At 54.0% G+C, this 14,993-nt stretch carries 12 protein-coding genes; 4 read left to right on the top strand and 8 right to left on the bottom strand.

The features are described from left to right. Both AACR14_RS10025 and pbpC read left to right on the top strand, forming a co-directional pair. The coding region (locus AACR14_RS10025; protein ID WP_019446070.1) for an alpha-2-macroglobulin family protein at positions 1-3,086 on the top strand (3,086 nt) is incomplete at its 5' end. Further along, positions 3,052-5,484, top strand: a complete 2,433-nt coding sequence (gene pbpC / locus AACR14_RS10020) for a penicillin-binding protein 1C (RefSeq protein WP_019446069.1) — start codon at positions 3,052-3,054, stop codon at positions 5,482-5,484. The genes AACR14_RS10025 and pbpC, both read left to right, overlap by 35 nt. A gap of 426 nt (positions 5,485-5,910) precedes the next feature. Here the strand turns inward: pbpC and AACR14_RS10015 are convergent, their stop codons facing one another. Next, the gene (locus AACR14_RS10015) at positions 5,911-6,876 is read right to left on the bottom strand and encodes a hypothetical protein (protein WP_019446068.1); all 966 of its coding nucleotides are present in this window, start codon (positions 6,874-6,876) and stop codon (positions 5,911-5,913) included. 300 nt (positions 6,877-7,176) lie between these two features. Between AACR14_RS10015 and AACR14_RS10010 the strand changes: the two genes are divergently transcribed. Further along, positions 7,177-8,532, top strand: coding sequence for a tyrosine-type recombinase/integrase (locus tag AACR14_RS10010; protein WP_041201887.1), 1,356 nt, complete (start codon positions 7,177-7,179; stop codon positions 8,530-8,532). 1,307 nt (positions 8,533-9,839) lie between these two features. After that, positions 9,840-10,061: a hypothetical protein gene (locus tag AACR14_RS10005; protein ID WP_019446064.1), complete on the top strand. Its 222-nt coding sequence runs from the start codon at positions 9,840-9,842 to the stop codon at positions 10,059-10,061. 142 nt (positions 10,062-10,203) lie between these two features. On the opposite strand, the gene AACR14_RS10000 is transcribed toward AACR14_RS10005, so the two are convergent. The 7 genes from AACR14_RS10000 to AACR14_RS09970 all read right to left on the bottom strand — a co-directional run bounded on the left by AACR14_RS10000 (position 10,204) and on the right by AACR14_RS09970 (position 14,977). Further along, the gene (locus AACR14_RS10000) at positions 10,204-11,688 is read right to left on the bottom strand and encodes a portal protein (RefSeq protein WP_019446063.1); all 1,485 of its coding nucleotides are present in this window, start codon (positions 11,686-11,688) and stop codon (positions 10,204-10,206) included. Positions 11,689-11,883: 195 nt separating this feature from the next. Beyond that, entirely contained in the window at positions 11,884-12,051 is a 168-nt protein-coding gene (locus AACR14_RS09995; RefSeq protein ID WP_019446062.1) for a hypothetical protein, read from the bottom strand. A 19-nt stretch (positions 12,052-12,070) separates the two neighbouring features. Further along, positions 12,071-12,286: a hypothetical protein gene (locus AACR14_RS09990; RefSeq protein ID WP_019446061.1), complete on the bottom strand. Its 216-nt coding sequence runs from the start codon at positions 12,284-12,286 to the stop codon at positions 12,071-12,073. A gap of 2 nt (positions 12,287-12,288) precedes the next feature. Further along, positions 12,289-12,810: a hypothetical protein gene (locus AACR14_RS09985; RefSeq protein ID WP_019446060.1), complete on the bottom strand. Its 522-nt coding sequence runs from the start codon at positions 12,808-12,810 to the stop codon at positions 12,289-12,291. Between the two features lie 11 nt (positions 12,811-12,821). Then, on the bottom strand, positions 12,822-13,448 hold the full coding sequence (locus tag AACR14_RS09980; protein ID WP_019446059.1) for a hypothetical protein: 627 nt from the start codon (positions 13,446-13,448) through the stop codon (positions 12,822-12,824). Continuing rightward, the gene (locus tag AACR14_RS09975; protein WP_019446058.1) at positions 13,435-13,704 is read right to left on the bottom strand and encodes a hypothetical protein; all 270 of its coding nucleotides are present in this window, start codon (positions 13,702-13,704) and stop codon (positions 13,435-13,437) included. The genes AACR14_RS09980 and AACR14_RS09975 overlap by 14 nt, the downstream gene beginning before the upstream one ends. Before the next feature lie 88 nt (positions 13,705-13,792). After that, positions 13,793-14,977, bottom strand: a complete 1,185-nt coding sequence (locus AACR14_RS09970; protein WP_192811953.1) for a phage capsid protein — start codon at positions 14,975-14,977, stop codon at positions 13,793-13,795. Between the last annotated feature and the right edge of the window lie 16 nt (positions 14,978-14,993).

Genomic DNA, 14,993 nt, shown 5'->3' with positions numbered 1-14,993 from the left:
GCTGTTCCGCGGGCAGCCAGTGGCCGGCACTCAAGGCCGATTTCGTGGCCGATCGTGTGGAAGGGGGCAAGCCGCTCCCCTTCCAGATCCTCAACCTCGATGAGCAAGGCCAACCGGTGGCGGGGGCGGTGAAGGTGCGCCTTATCAACGAGTACCGCGACTACTACTGGCACTACGCCGATGGCGAGGGGTGGAAGTACGAGTTCAACAGCCAGCCCTATCTGGAGCAGGAGCAGACCCTGCAGCTGGACGGCAAGGGGCCGACTCCGCTCACGCTGCAACTGGCTGCGGGCTGGTATCGGTTGGAGGTGGAGAACAGTCAGGGCCATCAATCGAGCCTGCGGGTGGAGATCGGCAGTTACGCCTGGGGCGGCGGTGGCGAGCAGGCGCGGCCCGACAAGATTGCCATCACCCTCGACAAGCGCGCCTATCAGGCGGGCGACAAGGCCAACGTGACTTTGGTTGCGCCGCGCCCCGGCAAGGGGTTGTTGCTGGTGGAAGATGGCGACGGTCTGCGCTGGTGGCAGCGTATCGAGCTCAAGGGGGCCGGTGGCGATGCCAAGGATGCCCGCGGCGAGTTCGAGATCCCGGTCAGTCCCGAGTGGCAGCGCCATGACTTGCATATCTCGGCTCAGATCGCCGCGCCAGACAGCGCCTCCAAGCCGGTCAGCAGCCAGCAAGGGCAGAGTCTGCGCTCGGTTGGGTTGGTGCCGCTCACCCTGGATCGGGAAGCGCGTCGTCTGCCGCTTACCCTGAGCGCACCGGATAAAGCGGTGCCGCTTACCCGGCTGGAAGTGACCGCCACCTCCACCCCCAACAGTCAGGGGCGCGTGGTGCTGGCGGCGGTGGATCGGGGCGTGCTCAATATCAGCGACTACCAGCCGCTCGACCCGTTCGAGATCTTCTTTGGTCGCAAGCGCTTCGCTCAAGATTTGTTCGACAACTACGGCCAGGTGATCCCGCCGCAAGATGGCAAGCTGGCCCGCCTCAACTACGGGGGCGATCGGGCGCCGCTGAAAAAGGGTGGCGCGCTGGAGAGTCGGGTCGAGATCGCCGCACTGTGGAGCGGCGAGGTGAGTTTTGACCAGCAGGGCAAGGCGGTGATCCCGCTCGATTTGCCCAACTTCAACGGCGAACTGGCGCTGATGGCGCTGGCCTGGAACGAACAGCAAGTCGGGGAGGCCGAGCGCGCCGTCAAGGTAGTGGCGCCGCTGGTGGCCGAGATCGGCTGGCCGCGCTTTGGCGCCAGAGGGGATGAGACCCGGGCGCTGGTGCAGCTTCGCAACATGAGCGGCGAGGATCAGACCCTCTCCCTTGTCTGGACCCTCAACGGTGGGCTCAAGGCAAACGGCGAGCTGCCCGGCACCCTGGCTCTTAAAAATGGCGAAGAGCAGTGGCTGACCCTGCCGCTCACCGTGACCGGGGCGAGCGGCGTGGCGAGCCTGCAGTTGGCGGCCAGCGGCAAGGATTTTGCCATCAGCCGCGACTGGACTTTGCCGCTGCGCTCCCCCTGGCCGGCCGAGACTCGCCTGCGCTACCAGATGCTGGCCTCCGGTCAGCAGATGAGCTTTGCGCCAGCTGAGCTGGCCGGGCTGGATCGTTCCAACCTGCAGGGGCTGCTCAGCCTCTCCGGCACTCCGCCCTGGGATCCGGCAGCCCAGTGGCAGGCGCTGGCCGATTACCCCTATGCCTGTCTGGAGCAGACCTTGTCCCGTGCCTGGCCTTACTTGCTGACCACGGCCGATGAGCGGGCCGCCTGGAGCAAACCCGCAGAGGGCAAGAAAGCGGCGAGCGAGGCGGACGTGCAACGTGCCCTGTTGCAGCGGCTGCAGCGGTTGCAACTGCCCAGCGGCGGTTTTGGTCTGTGGGATGGTCGCTCCGACGAGGAGCAGTGGCTCACCGCCTATGCCGCCGACTACCTGCTGGCGCGCAAGGAGGCGGGCGACGCAGTGCCGGAGGCAATGCTCAATCAGGCGCTGAACCGGCTGCAAAGCTATCTCACCGACAGTCAGTATGGTGAGCGCTGGAGCAGTGCCCCCGAGCACAGTCGGTTGGCCTATCAGGCCTACAGCGCCTATGTGCTGGCCCGGGTGGGCAAGGCACCGCTCGCTACCCTGCGACTTATCTGGGAGCAGCAGGTCGATCACGCCCGTTCCGGTTTGCCGCTCTTGCACCTCTCGCTGGCCCTCTCGGCCATGGGGGATGAGCAGAACGCCGCCAAGGCCCTCAGCCGGGCATTGGCGACCGAGCGCGGTGATGACTATCTGGGGGATTACGGCTCACCGCTGCGCGATCAGGCCCTTGAGCTCTCCTTGCTGCGTCAGCACAAGCTGGCTGCGGAGCGCTGGCCGGCCCTCAGTGCCAAGGTGGCCGATACCCTGGCTCACCGTCAGTGGCTCAGCACTCAGGAGCGGCTCGCCCTGTTGCGACTCGCCCGCTTCGATCCGGCCGTCGACTGGCAGGCCAGGGTAACTTCCTCTCTTGGCAGTGAATCCCTGAACGGTTCGGCCCCGTTGCAACTGGGTGCCCCCGAGGCACTGGCGGCCAGTGTGGTTACCAATGAGGGCAAGGGATCCCTCTATGTGCAGCGCACCCTGATCGGCTACCCCGAACAAGCGCCAGCACGGACCAGCAAAGGGATGAGCGTGACCCGCAGTTGGTTCAACAGCGACGGTCAGCCGTTCGATCCGGCCAAGGTGAAGGTAGGTGATCTGGTGGTGGTGCGGCTCAACGTCAGCAGTGAGTCGGCGGTGCCTGATGCCCTGCTGGTAGAGATGGTGCCCGCTGGCTTCGAGCTGGAGAACCCGGCCCTTGGCAACAGCATCAAGCTCGAAGAGCTCTCCATCGAGGGGAAACCGGCGTGGCAGAGTGAGTGGAACGACTATCTCAAGCATCAGGAGTTTCGCGATGACCGCTACACGGCAGCGCTGGATCTGAGCGAGGGGAGCAACCAGCAGCTGGTCTACCTGATGCGGGCGGTGACGCCGGGTCGCTATCAGGTGCCACCGACCCAGGTGGAGGATATGTACCGGCCTGAACTGCGGGCTGTGGGTGAGGATATCCACGAGGTGCGTATTTCTGAGTAACAAACCCTCCCTTGAGTGGGTTCGCCCGCTCACTTTCTGGCAGCATGGCTGGCTGAGTCTGGGTCGCAGTGGCCGCGCTGGCTGGCGCTGGCTTGGTCGTCTGCCACGCTGGCTGCGTTTCTCGGTGCTGGGAGTTGTCGCACTGCTCCTGTCATTGCTGGCGCTGGATCGCATTTTCCCGCCGCCACCGCTCGACCCTGCCTACGCACGGGTGGTGCTCGACATGAAGGGGCGACCGCTGCGCGCCTTTGCCGATACCAGCGGCGTGTGGCGTTACCCCGTTACCCTGGAGCAGGTCTCCCCCCGCTATATCGAGGCGCTGCTTGGCTACGAGGATCGCTACTTCTGGCGTCATCCCGGGGTCAATCCGGTGGCCATGGTGCGCGGGGTCTGGCAGTGGCTGCGCTACGGGCGCGCCGTGTCGGGCGGCTCGACCCTCACCATGCAGGTGGCGCGCCTTATCGAGCCCTACCACAGGAACGTGCCCGGCAAGCTGCGCCAGATGGCCCGTGCGCTGCAACTGGAGTGGCACTACGACAAGCGCACCCTGCTCACCGTCTACCTCAATCGGGCGCCGTTTGGCGGCAATCTGGAGGGGGTGCAGGCGGCAAGTTTTGCCTATCTCGGCAAGAGCGCCGCCAAGCTGACCTATGCCGAGGCGGCGCTGTTGGCGGTGCTGCCGCAGGCCCCCAGTCGCAACCGGCCGGACCGGCATCCCGAGCGGGCCCGCACCGCCCGTGACAAGGTGATGCAGCGGCTGGTAGCGCAAGGCGTCTGGCCCGAACAGGTGTGGCTGGAGGGGCGTATCGAGCCGGTGCTGGCCCGCGGTCACTTCACGCCGATGGAGGCGCCGCTCTTTGCCCGTCTCGCCGCCGACCATCAGGCCGGGGCGCTGGTGCACACCACCATTGATGGCGATCTGCAGCGCTGGTTGGAGGGGCGGGTGGCGAGCTACATTCGCCGCTTCCCCGAGCAGACCTCAGCGGCGTTGCTCTTGGTAGATAACAAAACCATGGCTGTGCGCGCTTATGTGGGCAGCGCCGAGTATGGCAATTTGCGCCGCCACGGTTATCTCGACATGGTGCAGGCAATCCGCTCCCCGGGATCCACCCTCAAGCCCTTTATCTACGGTCTGGCGATGGACGAGGGGCTGGTGCACTCGGCCTCCCTGCTTTCCGATGCGCCGAGGCTCGGCTCGGATTACAGACCCGCCAACTTTTCCGGCGCCTTTCAGGGGCCGGTGACGCTTGCTCAGGCGCTGCAGCAATCCCTCAACGTGCCGGCGGTGCAGGTGCTGGAGGCGCTCGGGCCCGACAAGCTGGTCAGCCGCCTCGACAACGCCGGGGTGCGGCTGGCGCTCTCCGACAAACCCAATCCGGCCATTGCGCTGGGGGCTGCGGGCATTCGACTCGAGCAGCTGGTGGCGCTCTACAGTGCGCTGACCCGGCAGGGGCAGGTGGCGATGCCGGTCTGGCTGGCGGGGCAGCAGGCGGTGTCACGCCCCTTGCTGAGCCCGGGATCGGCCTGGATCATCTGGCAGATCCTGAGCGCGCAGGGACGGGCTGATCAGCCCTTTGCCAGCGAGGCGACCGGCCGGGTCAACAGGCTGGCCTGGAAGACCGGTACCAGCTACGGCTATCGCGACAGCTGGGCGATGGGGGTCTCCGGTCGCTGGACCATCGGCGTCTGGCTGGGGCGCCCCGACGGTACCCCTATGCCCGGTTTTTACGGCCAGAGCGCGGCGGTGCCGCTGCTGCTTTCGGTCTACTCGCGACTGGCTGACAACAGCCCTCTGCCGGCACAGCCCAACACGGTGAGCGAGGCCGAGATTTGCTGGCCGCTGGGGCGCAAGGCGAACGCGACCCTGCCTGAAGCCTGTTTGCAGCGCCAGAGTGCCTGGTTGCTGGAAGGGCGCGATCCCCCCACCTTGCCGGATCCCATGGACTGGCCCTCGCCGCTGCGGCAAGTTGCACTCACTGCCGAAGGCAAGCCGACGCTGACCCGTTGCCCCGATGCGGCACAATCCGGTTTTCGGGCCCTCTGGCCGTTGTCGTTGGAGCCTTGGCGGTCCCCCAGCGAGCGGCGGCAGTCGCTGCTCGCCAGCAGTTGTGCAGGGGAGGGGCAGAGCGCCGAGCTGCAGGCCCCCATTCGCATCGTGGCGCTGGGGGAGGGCAACCTTATCCGCAGCCAGCGCTATCGGTTGCAGCCCAAGGTGCTGGGCGGTGTCGGCAAGTCGGCCTGGTTTCTCAACGGCCAGCGACTGCGCTGGGACGGGGATCAGGTGCTGAGTGTGGCGGGTCGTTATCAGCTGGTGGTGGTGGATGAAGCGGGCAACAGCGATCGTATCGAGTTTCGCGTGGTGCATCCTGACAGTGATGCTGGCACCATCACCCGTTGATCGTTTTGCCGACAGCCATTGAGGTGAATGTAATTAACCATTTGAAATGCATCAATATTTGATTGGATGAATTAATTTATGAATAATTACGAGTTCATTCAAATCCAATCGGGAGTTCTCTTTTGCTGCGTGTTCTGTGTCCCTTGCTGGTGCTGATGAGTTCGGGTTGTGCCACAACCAATCATGGTGATCACCATGTTTCTCCTGAACGTACCGGGTTCTATTCACCTTTCGAACCAGCTTCCGAGAGTTTTACGCGTTGCTATCAGAAACAGTTTGCCTGTACCCCTTCCAATATCCGCCGTGACAGGGCGATGGAGGCGCGCAGGAAGGCGCAAGAGCGGGCCAATCATCGTGGTGATGATTGGTAGGCCGCAGATAACGAGAGGGGTTGGCAAATGCCAACCCCTTTTTCATTCCGCCCATTCAGCCCGGTTGGCGCAGATGGCCGAGCCGGGTGAAGAAGTGCTGGCTCTTGCGCTGGTGAAAGTGGCTCTTCTTGATGGGATGGAAGATGAGGTTGCTTTCGGGGTGGCTCGCCTTTAACTGGTGGAGCATGGCTACGGCGGGCAGGCTGGTGCTGACCAGGGTGGTGAGTGGCATGCTGAGGGTCTCGGGCCCGAGCAGTTGATTGAGCCCTTGCTGAGCCTGCTCAAAGCGGGTCAGGGCCGCCGGGTCGGCATAGCCGCTACCCAGCATGGCGAGCAGGTTGTCGATGGCCAGATGAAATTCGGCCAGCTGTTGGCGAAAGCCGCTGCGCCCGCGCAGGGCGATAAGCTCGGCGAAGGAGATCTCTCCGAGGTGAGTGGGTACTTGCAACGGGATTTCGAGGTGGAAGCAATCCTGACCGCCGCGATTGTGGTAGCGGGATTCGAGCAGATGGAGCAGTCGATCCAGATAGTCGTGATCGGTAATAAGCGCCCCGTCATTGGCGAGTGCCCACTCACGGGCGAGACGCATGGAGAGCAGATTGGCAAAGCGCCGCGCCATTCTGATCCCCCCTTCATCCCGGGTCGCAAAGCCGTGAGTCAGGCAAAAGCCGTGCAGTCGCTCCAGCCCCACCTGATCCGGGCAGAAGCAGTCGTGGTTGGCCTCCTGACGCCAGCGACCAATCAGTTCCTTGTTGCCAAACACCTTGTGGCGGACGAAATCGGGGGCCACCAGGCCGCTTATCTGGCTCTCCAATTGCGGGGTAATGGCGGCAAAAAAGGCGGCATCGGGCCGCTCGGCTAGCAGATCGCTCTGCTGTTGAAGGGTATCGAGCAGGGCGGTGAGACCGCTCTTTTCGCTGACGGTGAAGACAAAGGCAAGCCGCTCCAGATAGAGCAAGGCAAATTTGAGCCAGAGCTCGTCGCGTACCTCCATGCCGGGGTAGTAGATATAGGTCTTCATCGGATCAGTCTGTTGTCAAAAATCTGGCGAGGCGCAGGGTCGGGAATATACGCAAGATTGGCGCTGCACGGCAAACACTGCGTGGGGTAATGTGAGCAAACGCTCATCCAGTAGGCGCTGGCCACAAAGTTCTGATATAATTCGCGCCCTTAAATCAAGGTCACCCGAGTCATTACCATGAAGTTCATTATCTTCTTCGTGGTGTTCTAACTCTCTGAATCCCTTATTAATCAGTGCTTTAGGTAAGCATCTTGGTAAATGCTGTGGTAAAGTCCGCACTCTATCACAAGGGGATACTGCGTGAAAAGAAGACGTGAAACATACGCCCTACAGTTGAAGTCAGGGCGCTGGTATCTGCACTACTCTGTACCAAAAATCCTTCAGCCCTTACCTCATTTCAGGGGCAAGACAATCTACGTTAAGACCCTAGAGACCTCAGATCTCAGGGAAGCCATCATCAAGCGGGATGCCGCTCTAGCCCAGTTCAAACTACTTGCTGACCAGATGGCCCAAGAGCCTAAGAGGTCACGCTTCAACGCCATGATTGAAGAGATTCAGGAGGCTGTACGCGAATCCCAGCAGAAGCTCCCTACAACTATCTGGCAGGGTAACGAGAGCGCCGAGATCATCCATGAAGATCTCTATGATGCCTATGACGTTGAGAACTCATTGGCTCGGGGTGATGAAGTTGAAGCTGACGCGATCCGGTATGTACTCGGAGGCGAGAAGGTTATTGCAGCCAAGTATGAGATAACGCTGAAAGAGGCAGTGAATGCTTACCTCGACTTCGATAACAAACAAGACCCAGCCAAGCGTAAGGCAAAGGCAACTCTCAGTAAGATGCGCAATGGGGCTGATAGTCTCTGTTCATTCATGCGCAAGAAAGACCCCAGAATCTCCACCATTGAACGCCGAGACGTTACCCTATGGCTTCAGTCATTGGAAGATGCCAAGAGCGACAGCACCCGTGTAGGCTACCTCAGCTCGTTATCCCTTTTATGGGAATGGTGTTACTTACGCAAGAACGCATCAGGGGATAATCCATTCAAGAATGCCAATGTGCGCTCTACAGGTGGATCACAATCGTATGTGGATTTCACCGTTGAGGAAATGGTTAAGATTCTGAAACATGCCGATTATCCTCTGAAGATCCTAAGCAAATTTGGTCTACTGACTGGTTGCCGGATAGGGGAGCTGGTTGCTCTGACGGCTGACGATTTTGAGGTTAACAATGGGGTTCACCTTGTCAGAATCAGGAAAGGCAAAACCGCTAACTCAATTCGTGCTATCCCATTTCCTGCTGCTATTTGGGCAGAGCTGAAAGAGATAGTTATTGCAGGTGTCTGGGTTGGTAGCAGAGGTAGTAAAGCCGCTGGGGTATGGTCTCACAAGTTCGGACGACTCAAGGGGAAAGCCCTTGGAAACCGTGATCGGACAAAGGGCTTTCACAGCTTTCGTGGGATGGCTATCACCGCTTATCACCGTGCAGGTGTTCCAGAGGATGTTACTGCCGCTATCGTAGGCCACAGCAAGAAGGGGCTCACCATGTCGTATGGCCTCTATTCCTCGGGGTACGACTATAAGCACCAGCTTCAGGCTGTAGAGACCATGATAGCCTCTCCCGACATGCAGCAATTCCTGACCCTGTTCGAGTAACCAGAAACAAAGAAGCCTCTACATCCGAATTGACCCATCGGGCATAGAGGCTTTCATTATACCAACTTAGTCAGTCGTTCCTCTTCGGGAAGAGTGAAAGGTGGATGCCTGCTATAGTCTACAATACGCACAAACTCACCATCCTCATCGGACAGCAGTTGGTAGTGTAGAACGTACTCAGACACTAACCCTATGCCTGACTTAGCTTGGTTGTATCGGGGGATGCCTATGTGATAGTGATGTAGATTATGCTTCTTGGCGTAATCAATCTTATCTTCCCGCTTAGGGTCGTCACTACGCACATCCCATGATGGCTTGTTCCTGCCCTGAAGGTTTTTGAAACCATGTTGTTCAAGATGGACAACAAAAGACGCAACAGCTTGCTTTGTAGTGGGTCTGCCGCGTTTCAGCTCTATCTCAAATTCAGGGCCGATCTCAACATCAATTGGGGTTTGGGGGTAGGTGTAATGTGCCGTGGCTAGTCTTCTCCGTTGTTATTGTTAGAACGCCTATTGTGCATCTAACCAACGGAGGAAGTCATCAGGATTCTTGAGTCCCTTTGGAACCCGTTTAGAAGCTCTAGCTGCATTTGCTACACGCTGTTGCATACGCTCTAAATCGTAGCTAAATGCAGTGTCGCTCTTGGCTTTTTGCTTAATGTGTTCTGCTTGCATTTTATTTGATTTCCCTCTATGGGATTAGCCTTAGTTATCAATGAGTTAAGGCATACTGTAAGGCTAAGAAGTTTTATCGATAGCGCCCCACAAGATGGGTTCAAGCTGTGTCGTCTGATAGTGCAACACACTCTTTAAAACTTGACCCGTCCGTCAACAGTATCGCCGAAGAAAGCAGCAGGGTCAATTGGGGTTACAAAAGTAGTGTTCGTGGGCCGCATTGGGGCCTGCATTGACAACAGAGAAAAAACTGACCGTAAAAACCCTCAGACCTACAGGATGAGTCTGTAGACCCAAGGGGAAGAAGAAGCGCCACTTAACTGCACGGGGAATTTGATTTCAATTACCCTTGCAGAGCATGGAGCTGTTGCAGGTGGTTATCACCCATTATTATTATTGTTGTGAACACCAAAGAAACCATGAATAAGGAATTAAAAGATTAACTAAGTGGGATTATCTACTTTTATTATTATTTACATCACTCTGCTTGACAGTCTAATAGAACCATCTAGTTATAGTAGTAATGTTATCTATGAGTAGAGCAAATGACCCTCTTATAGAATCCTATTCTATAGTCAGGGATTATTCGGTGTATCCTCTGGCTTGTTGTACCTGTTCAGCACAGAGGGATTTATGAAAGAGAGTCCAGACCAAAGCCCTATCCATGAAGGGTTTAGCCGATACGATACCGCTGATTACCTCAATTCAGAGGAAGACATAGCAGCCTACATAGAGGCCGCTGAAGAAGAAGATGATCCGGTATTAATGGCTGATGCTCGGAAAATAGAGGCCATAGCCAGGGAACGTCTGGCGAACCCACTACAAGGAATTAAGGTCACGCTCGATGATCTCTGAGCTTGGAGTCATTTGGTGATTTGGAAGGATTCTTCCAAATGTCCATCTGACCCCACCTATCCAGCTCCCTATCGTGTTCCTACGCGAGATTCTTAGACTTCACAGGGTAATCCCCCTGAAGATTTCACGTAGGAGCGCGTGTTTACTGCTGTTGTGCCTGCATCTGTAGAGCTTGAGGCCCCATAACCTGCATAAGCTGTGCTGCTTGCTCTTGCTTCCTCTCGTTATCCAGTTGTTCGGCTGACTTGATAAGGCCACGCTCTGGGACGTTGAGACTTGCTAGAACACGACTCCATAGCTCGCCCATGTCTACAGCCGTCATTGCTGCTTCACCCATAGGGGCCATAGTGTTCATGGCTGTTACAAGGCGCTGGTAGTCCTGCCCACGGCCGAGAGCATCTACACCAGTGACGATGGACGGCTTGAATGTGCCCTTGGGGAATGACGGGATCACTCCATCAGCTTCCAGCCTACCAATAGCGACACTGACGATAGGCATTTGCAGTTCCATACTCAGGAGCGAATAGACGCCCCCTAGAACCTGTTCAAGCTCACTAGCCAGAGTTCGGATCTCTTCGGCTGTCACACGCTCACCAGAACGCTGTAGAGAGCTTTGCATCAAGAATGCTTGAGAGATACCACGCCGGATCTCGTCTGCTTCTGTCTTGGTAATAGCCATGTCTGCTTGCTTATTAAATTGCAGGCATACAAGGTCTTCAGGGTTGCCCGCTACATAGGCCCCGTTCCTCGCTCTGTTCAGCGCATTCAAATCTGTAATCCCGTTGGGACGTACCAGCCAGACAATACGAGCGGCTGCTTTTGCTGACTCGGACATACTTTTAGAAAGTGTCTCAAGGGAAGAGAGATCGCCAATGTGTTCTTCCACGTAGGAACGGCCATAATCTTCACCGCTGACTTGTACCATGCGAAGGGGAATCCAAGGGCAACGGCCAATAGCGTATTCAGCGTGAGAGCTGGGAATCAATTCATCTTCCAAGTATTGGTCTGATACCCATTTACCTTTCTGACGGCGGATAAAGGTGTAGACCTTCACTGTTTTCTGTTTGGGATCATCATCAGTAATCAGCTTTTGAATTGACTTGGGGAGGTCAGCTTTAAATACAGGTTCTTCCACAATAATTAGCTCTACCTCTCCCATCATGTCCCGTTGGACTACATACTTATCCAGCCTGAACATTTTGAATGACTCTTTGCCCATGTAAATAAGAGCATTACCAGCAACAATAAGCTGCTTGATTGCTTCAAAGGCTGTGTTCTTAATGTTCTTCAATTCAAGATAATCATTCACCATCCGTTCAAGGCGGGTCAATGCTTGGTCTAGTTTACCTTGTGAATCTACACCTAGCTTTTCACGTTCGGTCGGTTCAACGGTAAGACGGAAGAATGAGTTTTCCGGCGGGAATAGAGATAGCTGAATCTTGGATGCAAGACTCTTCAAAGCCCTTGCGCCAATTCCCTGATAAGGAACATACAGGGTCTCACCATTACTATCTGTTTCTGGAAATAGAGACGGGATAGTTAGTTTTGCACAGCTCTTTGCTCTGGTTACATAGGCTTCCCGAGTACCTTTTAGTTTTTGATAAATACCACTTACTGATTGCTTCAATTACTTACTCCAATGTTCATCCCTGAACCTGTGTTACCACCTACCGAGAGTCCATTGTTATTCCGGTAGAACACAGATTGAGCCTGTTTGGCCTTACGCTTAACACCTTTATCACTAACACCAGTTTGCACTTCTGCTGCTTCTGCTGGTGCAGGCGGGGGAGCCGGAGGCTTCGGGGGATCTGGAACATGACTATTAAGACACATGCTCACGCTCCATCTGAGAGACTTTATGAGCCATAAAATCCAATACTTCTTGCACACCTGCCTTGAAATAGAGGTGCTTAACTTCATCCTTCAGCAGTGGGGTTGTATTAAATGCTGCTTGGATTTCTTCAAATAGTTTTCGTTCTTTGCTTTTCATAATTAAATAAAGAGAGGGATTACTCCCCCTCGTTCTCTTCTTCTTTTACTTTTGCAGGGAATAGCTCACGAACCAGAGCCATAATTTGTTCTGAGGTATTCAGTTCAAGCGATGATAGGTAATGGCCCAACAGCTTATCTTTCAATTTGAATTTCTGTGGGCGCTCACCAAGGACTAGAGTTGCATGTTCTTGAATACGCTTAAACAAGGTGTACTGATTCTGAGTGACGTACATGGTTATTCCACCTTTGTTTCTTGCTCGATGAATGCCTTCATTTTCTCACGGATAACAGGCAGGGCAGCCATAGCGATACTCTTATCTTTATCTGAAGCATCCAGATTACCGGCTGTGTATGCCATGTCCTTCATTGCTTTGAACAGTTGCTCATAGCTTGGTTCTTGGTATTGGTAATCATGATTGCGGCCATGTTCACTATTACGGGCCTTGCAGATGTATTCCCATTGTTCATTTACATACTTTTCCGCATCCTCTGCATTGGCAAAGCAGAAATAGTAATCCTGTGCCCATGCTTTGATGGCCTTAATGTCTTCTTCATACTGCTTATCGAGCTTACGATCATAAGCCTTCTGCTGCTGTTCCTCTTGATAAGCTACAGATGCCTTATAACCTGCTGCTGCGAATGCTGCCATTGGAGCGGAGCTATGTTGTGCAAGGAATCGGATTTGGGCCTTGAGTGCGTTAATTTCGTCAAACAGCTCAAGGGAGAGGTCTTCTTTAGTAATCTTTTTGGTGTTCATGTTGATAGGTCTTATTTGTTCTTATAGATAATTTTACGGTAGCCATCCCAGAGACTCATAGCCCCTTGGTAATCGCCTTTGAATGCTTTCTTAATTGCAGAGTTTAGGATTTTGTATCCGGCCTCTGACCTAGTAGATTTAATGTTGGAAATGTCTTGCTCAAGCATTTCAACCATCTGGTTATAATCAGCGCCAAGCTCATTTGAAATGTCGGCTAGAACAGCGTAGGCATAAGAATTGATTTCATCCTGCTCCATACCAGTTTCATTAGACACAGAGGCCATAGCTTCATGGTCATTGTTGAATAGAGCATCAGAATAGAATTGGCCTACGTCACCGCTTGCTTTATTAATGGTGTCCAGCTTTGAATAAATTGGGTGTTGATTGCTTTCATCGTTCTCTGTGCTTTCAACGTAGGTGTCTAGGTTATGCTCTTGCTCAATGCTGCATGTTTCTTCAGAGACTCCAAATAGAGAATCCCGCTGTGCTTCTGTCATTTCCAGACCATTGAATGAATAGAGGGCTTCACCATTATCATTCATACCTACTGAGTATTCAGGCAAATTGTAGGAATCAACTTCAATGTCACCACGCATAGGAGAATTGCTAAAATCATTAATGTCTTCAGATAGGCTCATTTGCTTTAACCTCCTTACTCATTTTCTCGGCAGTATCTACAAGAGCATTAATTTCAGTTTGCAGTTGTTCAGTCTTCAATTTGATAAGAGTGTACGGGTCTGATACTTGAACGCCTGCACTATCCACTCTTCGGCAAATACTCTCTGCAATAAGGAGTCGGGCCATTTCTGAACGGGACATAGGTTTACCAGTATTTTTACCGTGCCGTACTCGTTCTTCATCTAGCATTTGTAGCGTAGCTTTGGTGATGGACATAGTTGTTCCATCTTTCTTGTTATCTCTCATTGTTATTATTCTCAAAATTATAATGCTGCCGGATAGGTACCCAGCAGCTTAGATTCAATTACTTCTTCTGCTTCTTTAGCTTCTTCATGTTCTGTGCAATGAATGACGGCAGACGTTCATTAACGGTGTCTGTCTTGGCTTCAAACAATGCGATAGCACATGCAGGACGCAGGATGTTAGTACCTACGTACATAGTAGTCAGAACGTTCTCACCAAGACGCAAGGGTTCTTCAATCGTTTGTGTGCTCACATCCCGCACCATAACAGCAGCCGCGCAATCCTTGGTGTATACAAGACCTGCTAGACCTGTGAAGTCAGCCCGATAAGCATCAGTACGGCCAGAACCACCTTCTTCAACGGGGAGAGGTTCAGGTTGTCCAATAAGACCATTCAGCTCGTTCTGATTCGGCAAGTGGTTAGTTTCATAAATCTGGATACCGGCAATCTTCAGACCAGTAATAGGGTTATCGCCTGAAGCATCCAGCTTTTCATCAAAGCTCACTAGACCTTGAAACTGCTTGTTCATCCAAGGCATTTTATTAATGTCCTGTGCAGCGTTTACAAGAGCCTCATAGTCATCAGGGGTCAGAATACAAACTGCTGTGTCGATGTTGGGAACATTCTTTTTCACAAACTCTGAGCGAGCTTTATGAATAGCATCCACGATCTGTTGGCCTCGTGTAAATTTAGAACCATCAGTGCCGTATTGGGCAAGGGTAACGTTATTTGTAAATACTTCATCATCCAGAACATTGCCCTCACCAAATACTTTCTCTGCTGCCGCCTTATCAGTAATAAATGCAGCCTTAGCGATGATACGCATTACATTCTTATCCATACCATTAGCCATTTCATAGGCAAGTTCTTTGACATAATGGGAACGGACATTAAAACTGTTGAGGTCATTATCTACCTCTGGGACAAATACCATTGAGTAGAGCACATCATCTACAGTAATTGAACGTGTGGTATGTTTAAGTTCAGCAGCTTTAATAAGTTCACCTTCCTTGTGATACTTAGCTCCTCGTGAAAAGCTAATCATTGGGAAGTTGATGGACTTACCATTTCGCAGGATACGCTTGTTAATAGTTCGCAGAGCAAAGCAGTGATCTTGGAAACATGTCAGCACTTCACCAGCGAACAATTTGCGGTACAAAAAGCGGGTGTCACCAGTGCCATTGTTTTGACCTGGGAAACTTGGGGTTTGTTGGATAGGAAAATTATCGTTGCTATAGTTATTCAATTTGATTTCTTCTTAT

Source organism: Aeromonas sp. 159 (assembly GCF_963862045.1).
Lineage (GTDB): Bacteria > Pseudomonadota > Gammaproteobacteria > Enterobacterales > Aeromonadaceae > Aeromonas > Aeromonas veronii.
This window is presented reverse-complemented; position numbering and strand designations above follow the sequence as displayed.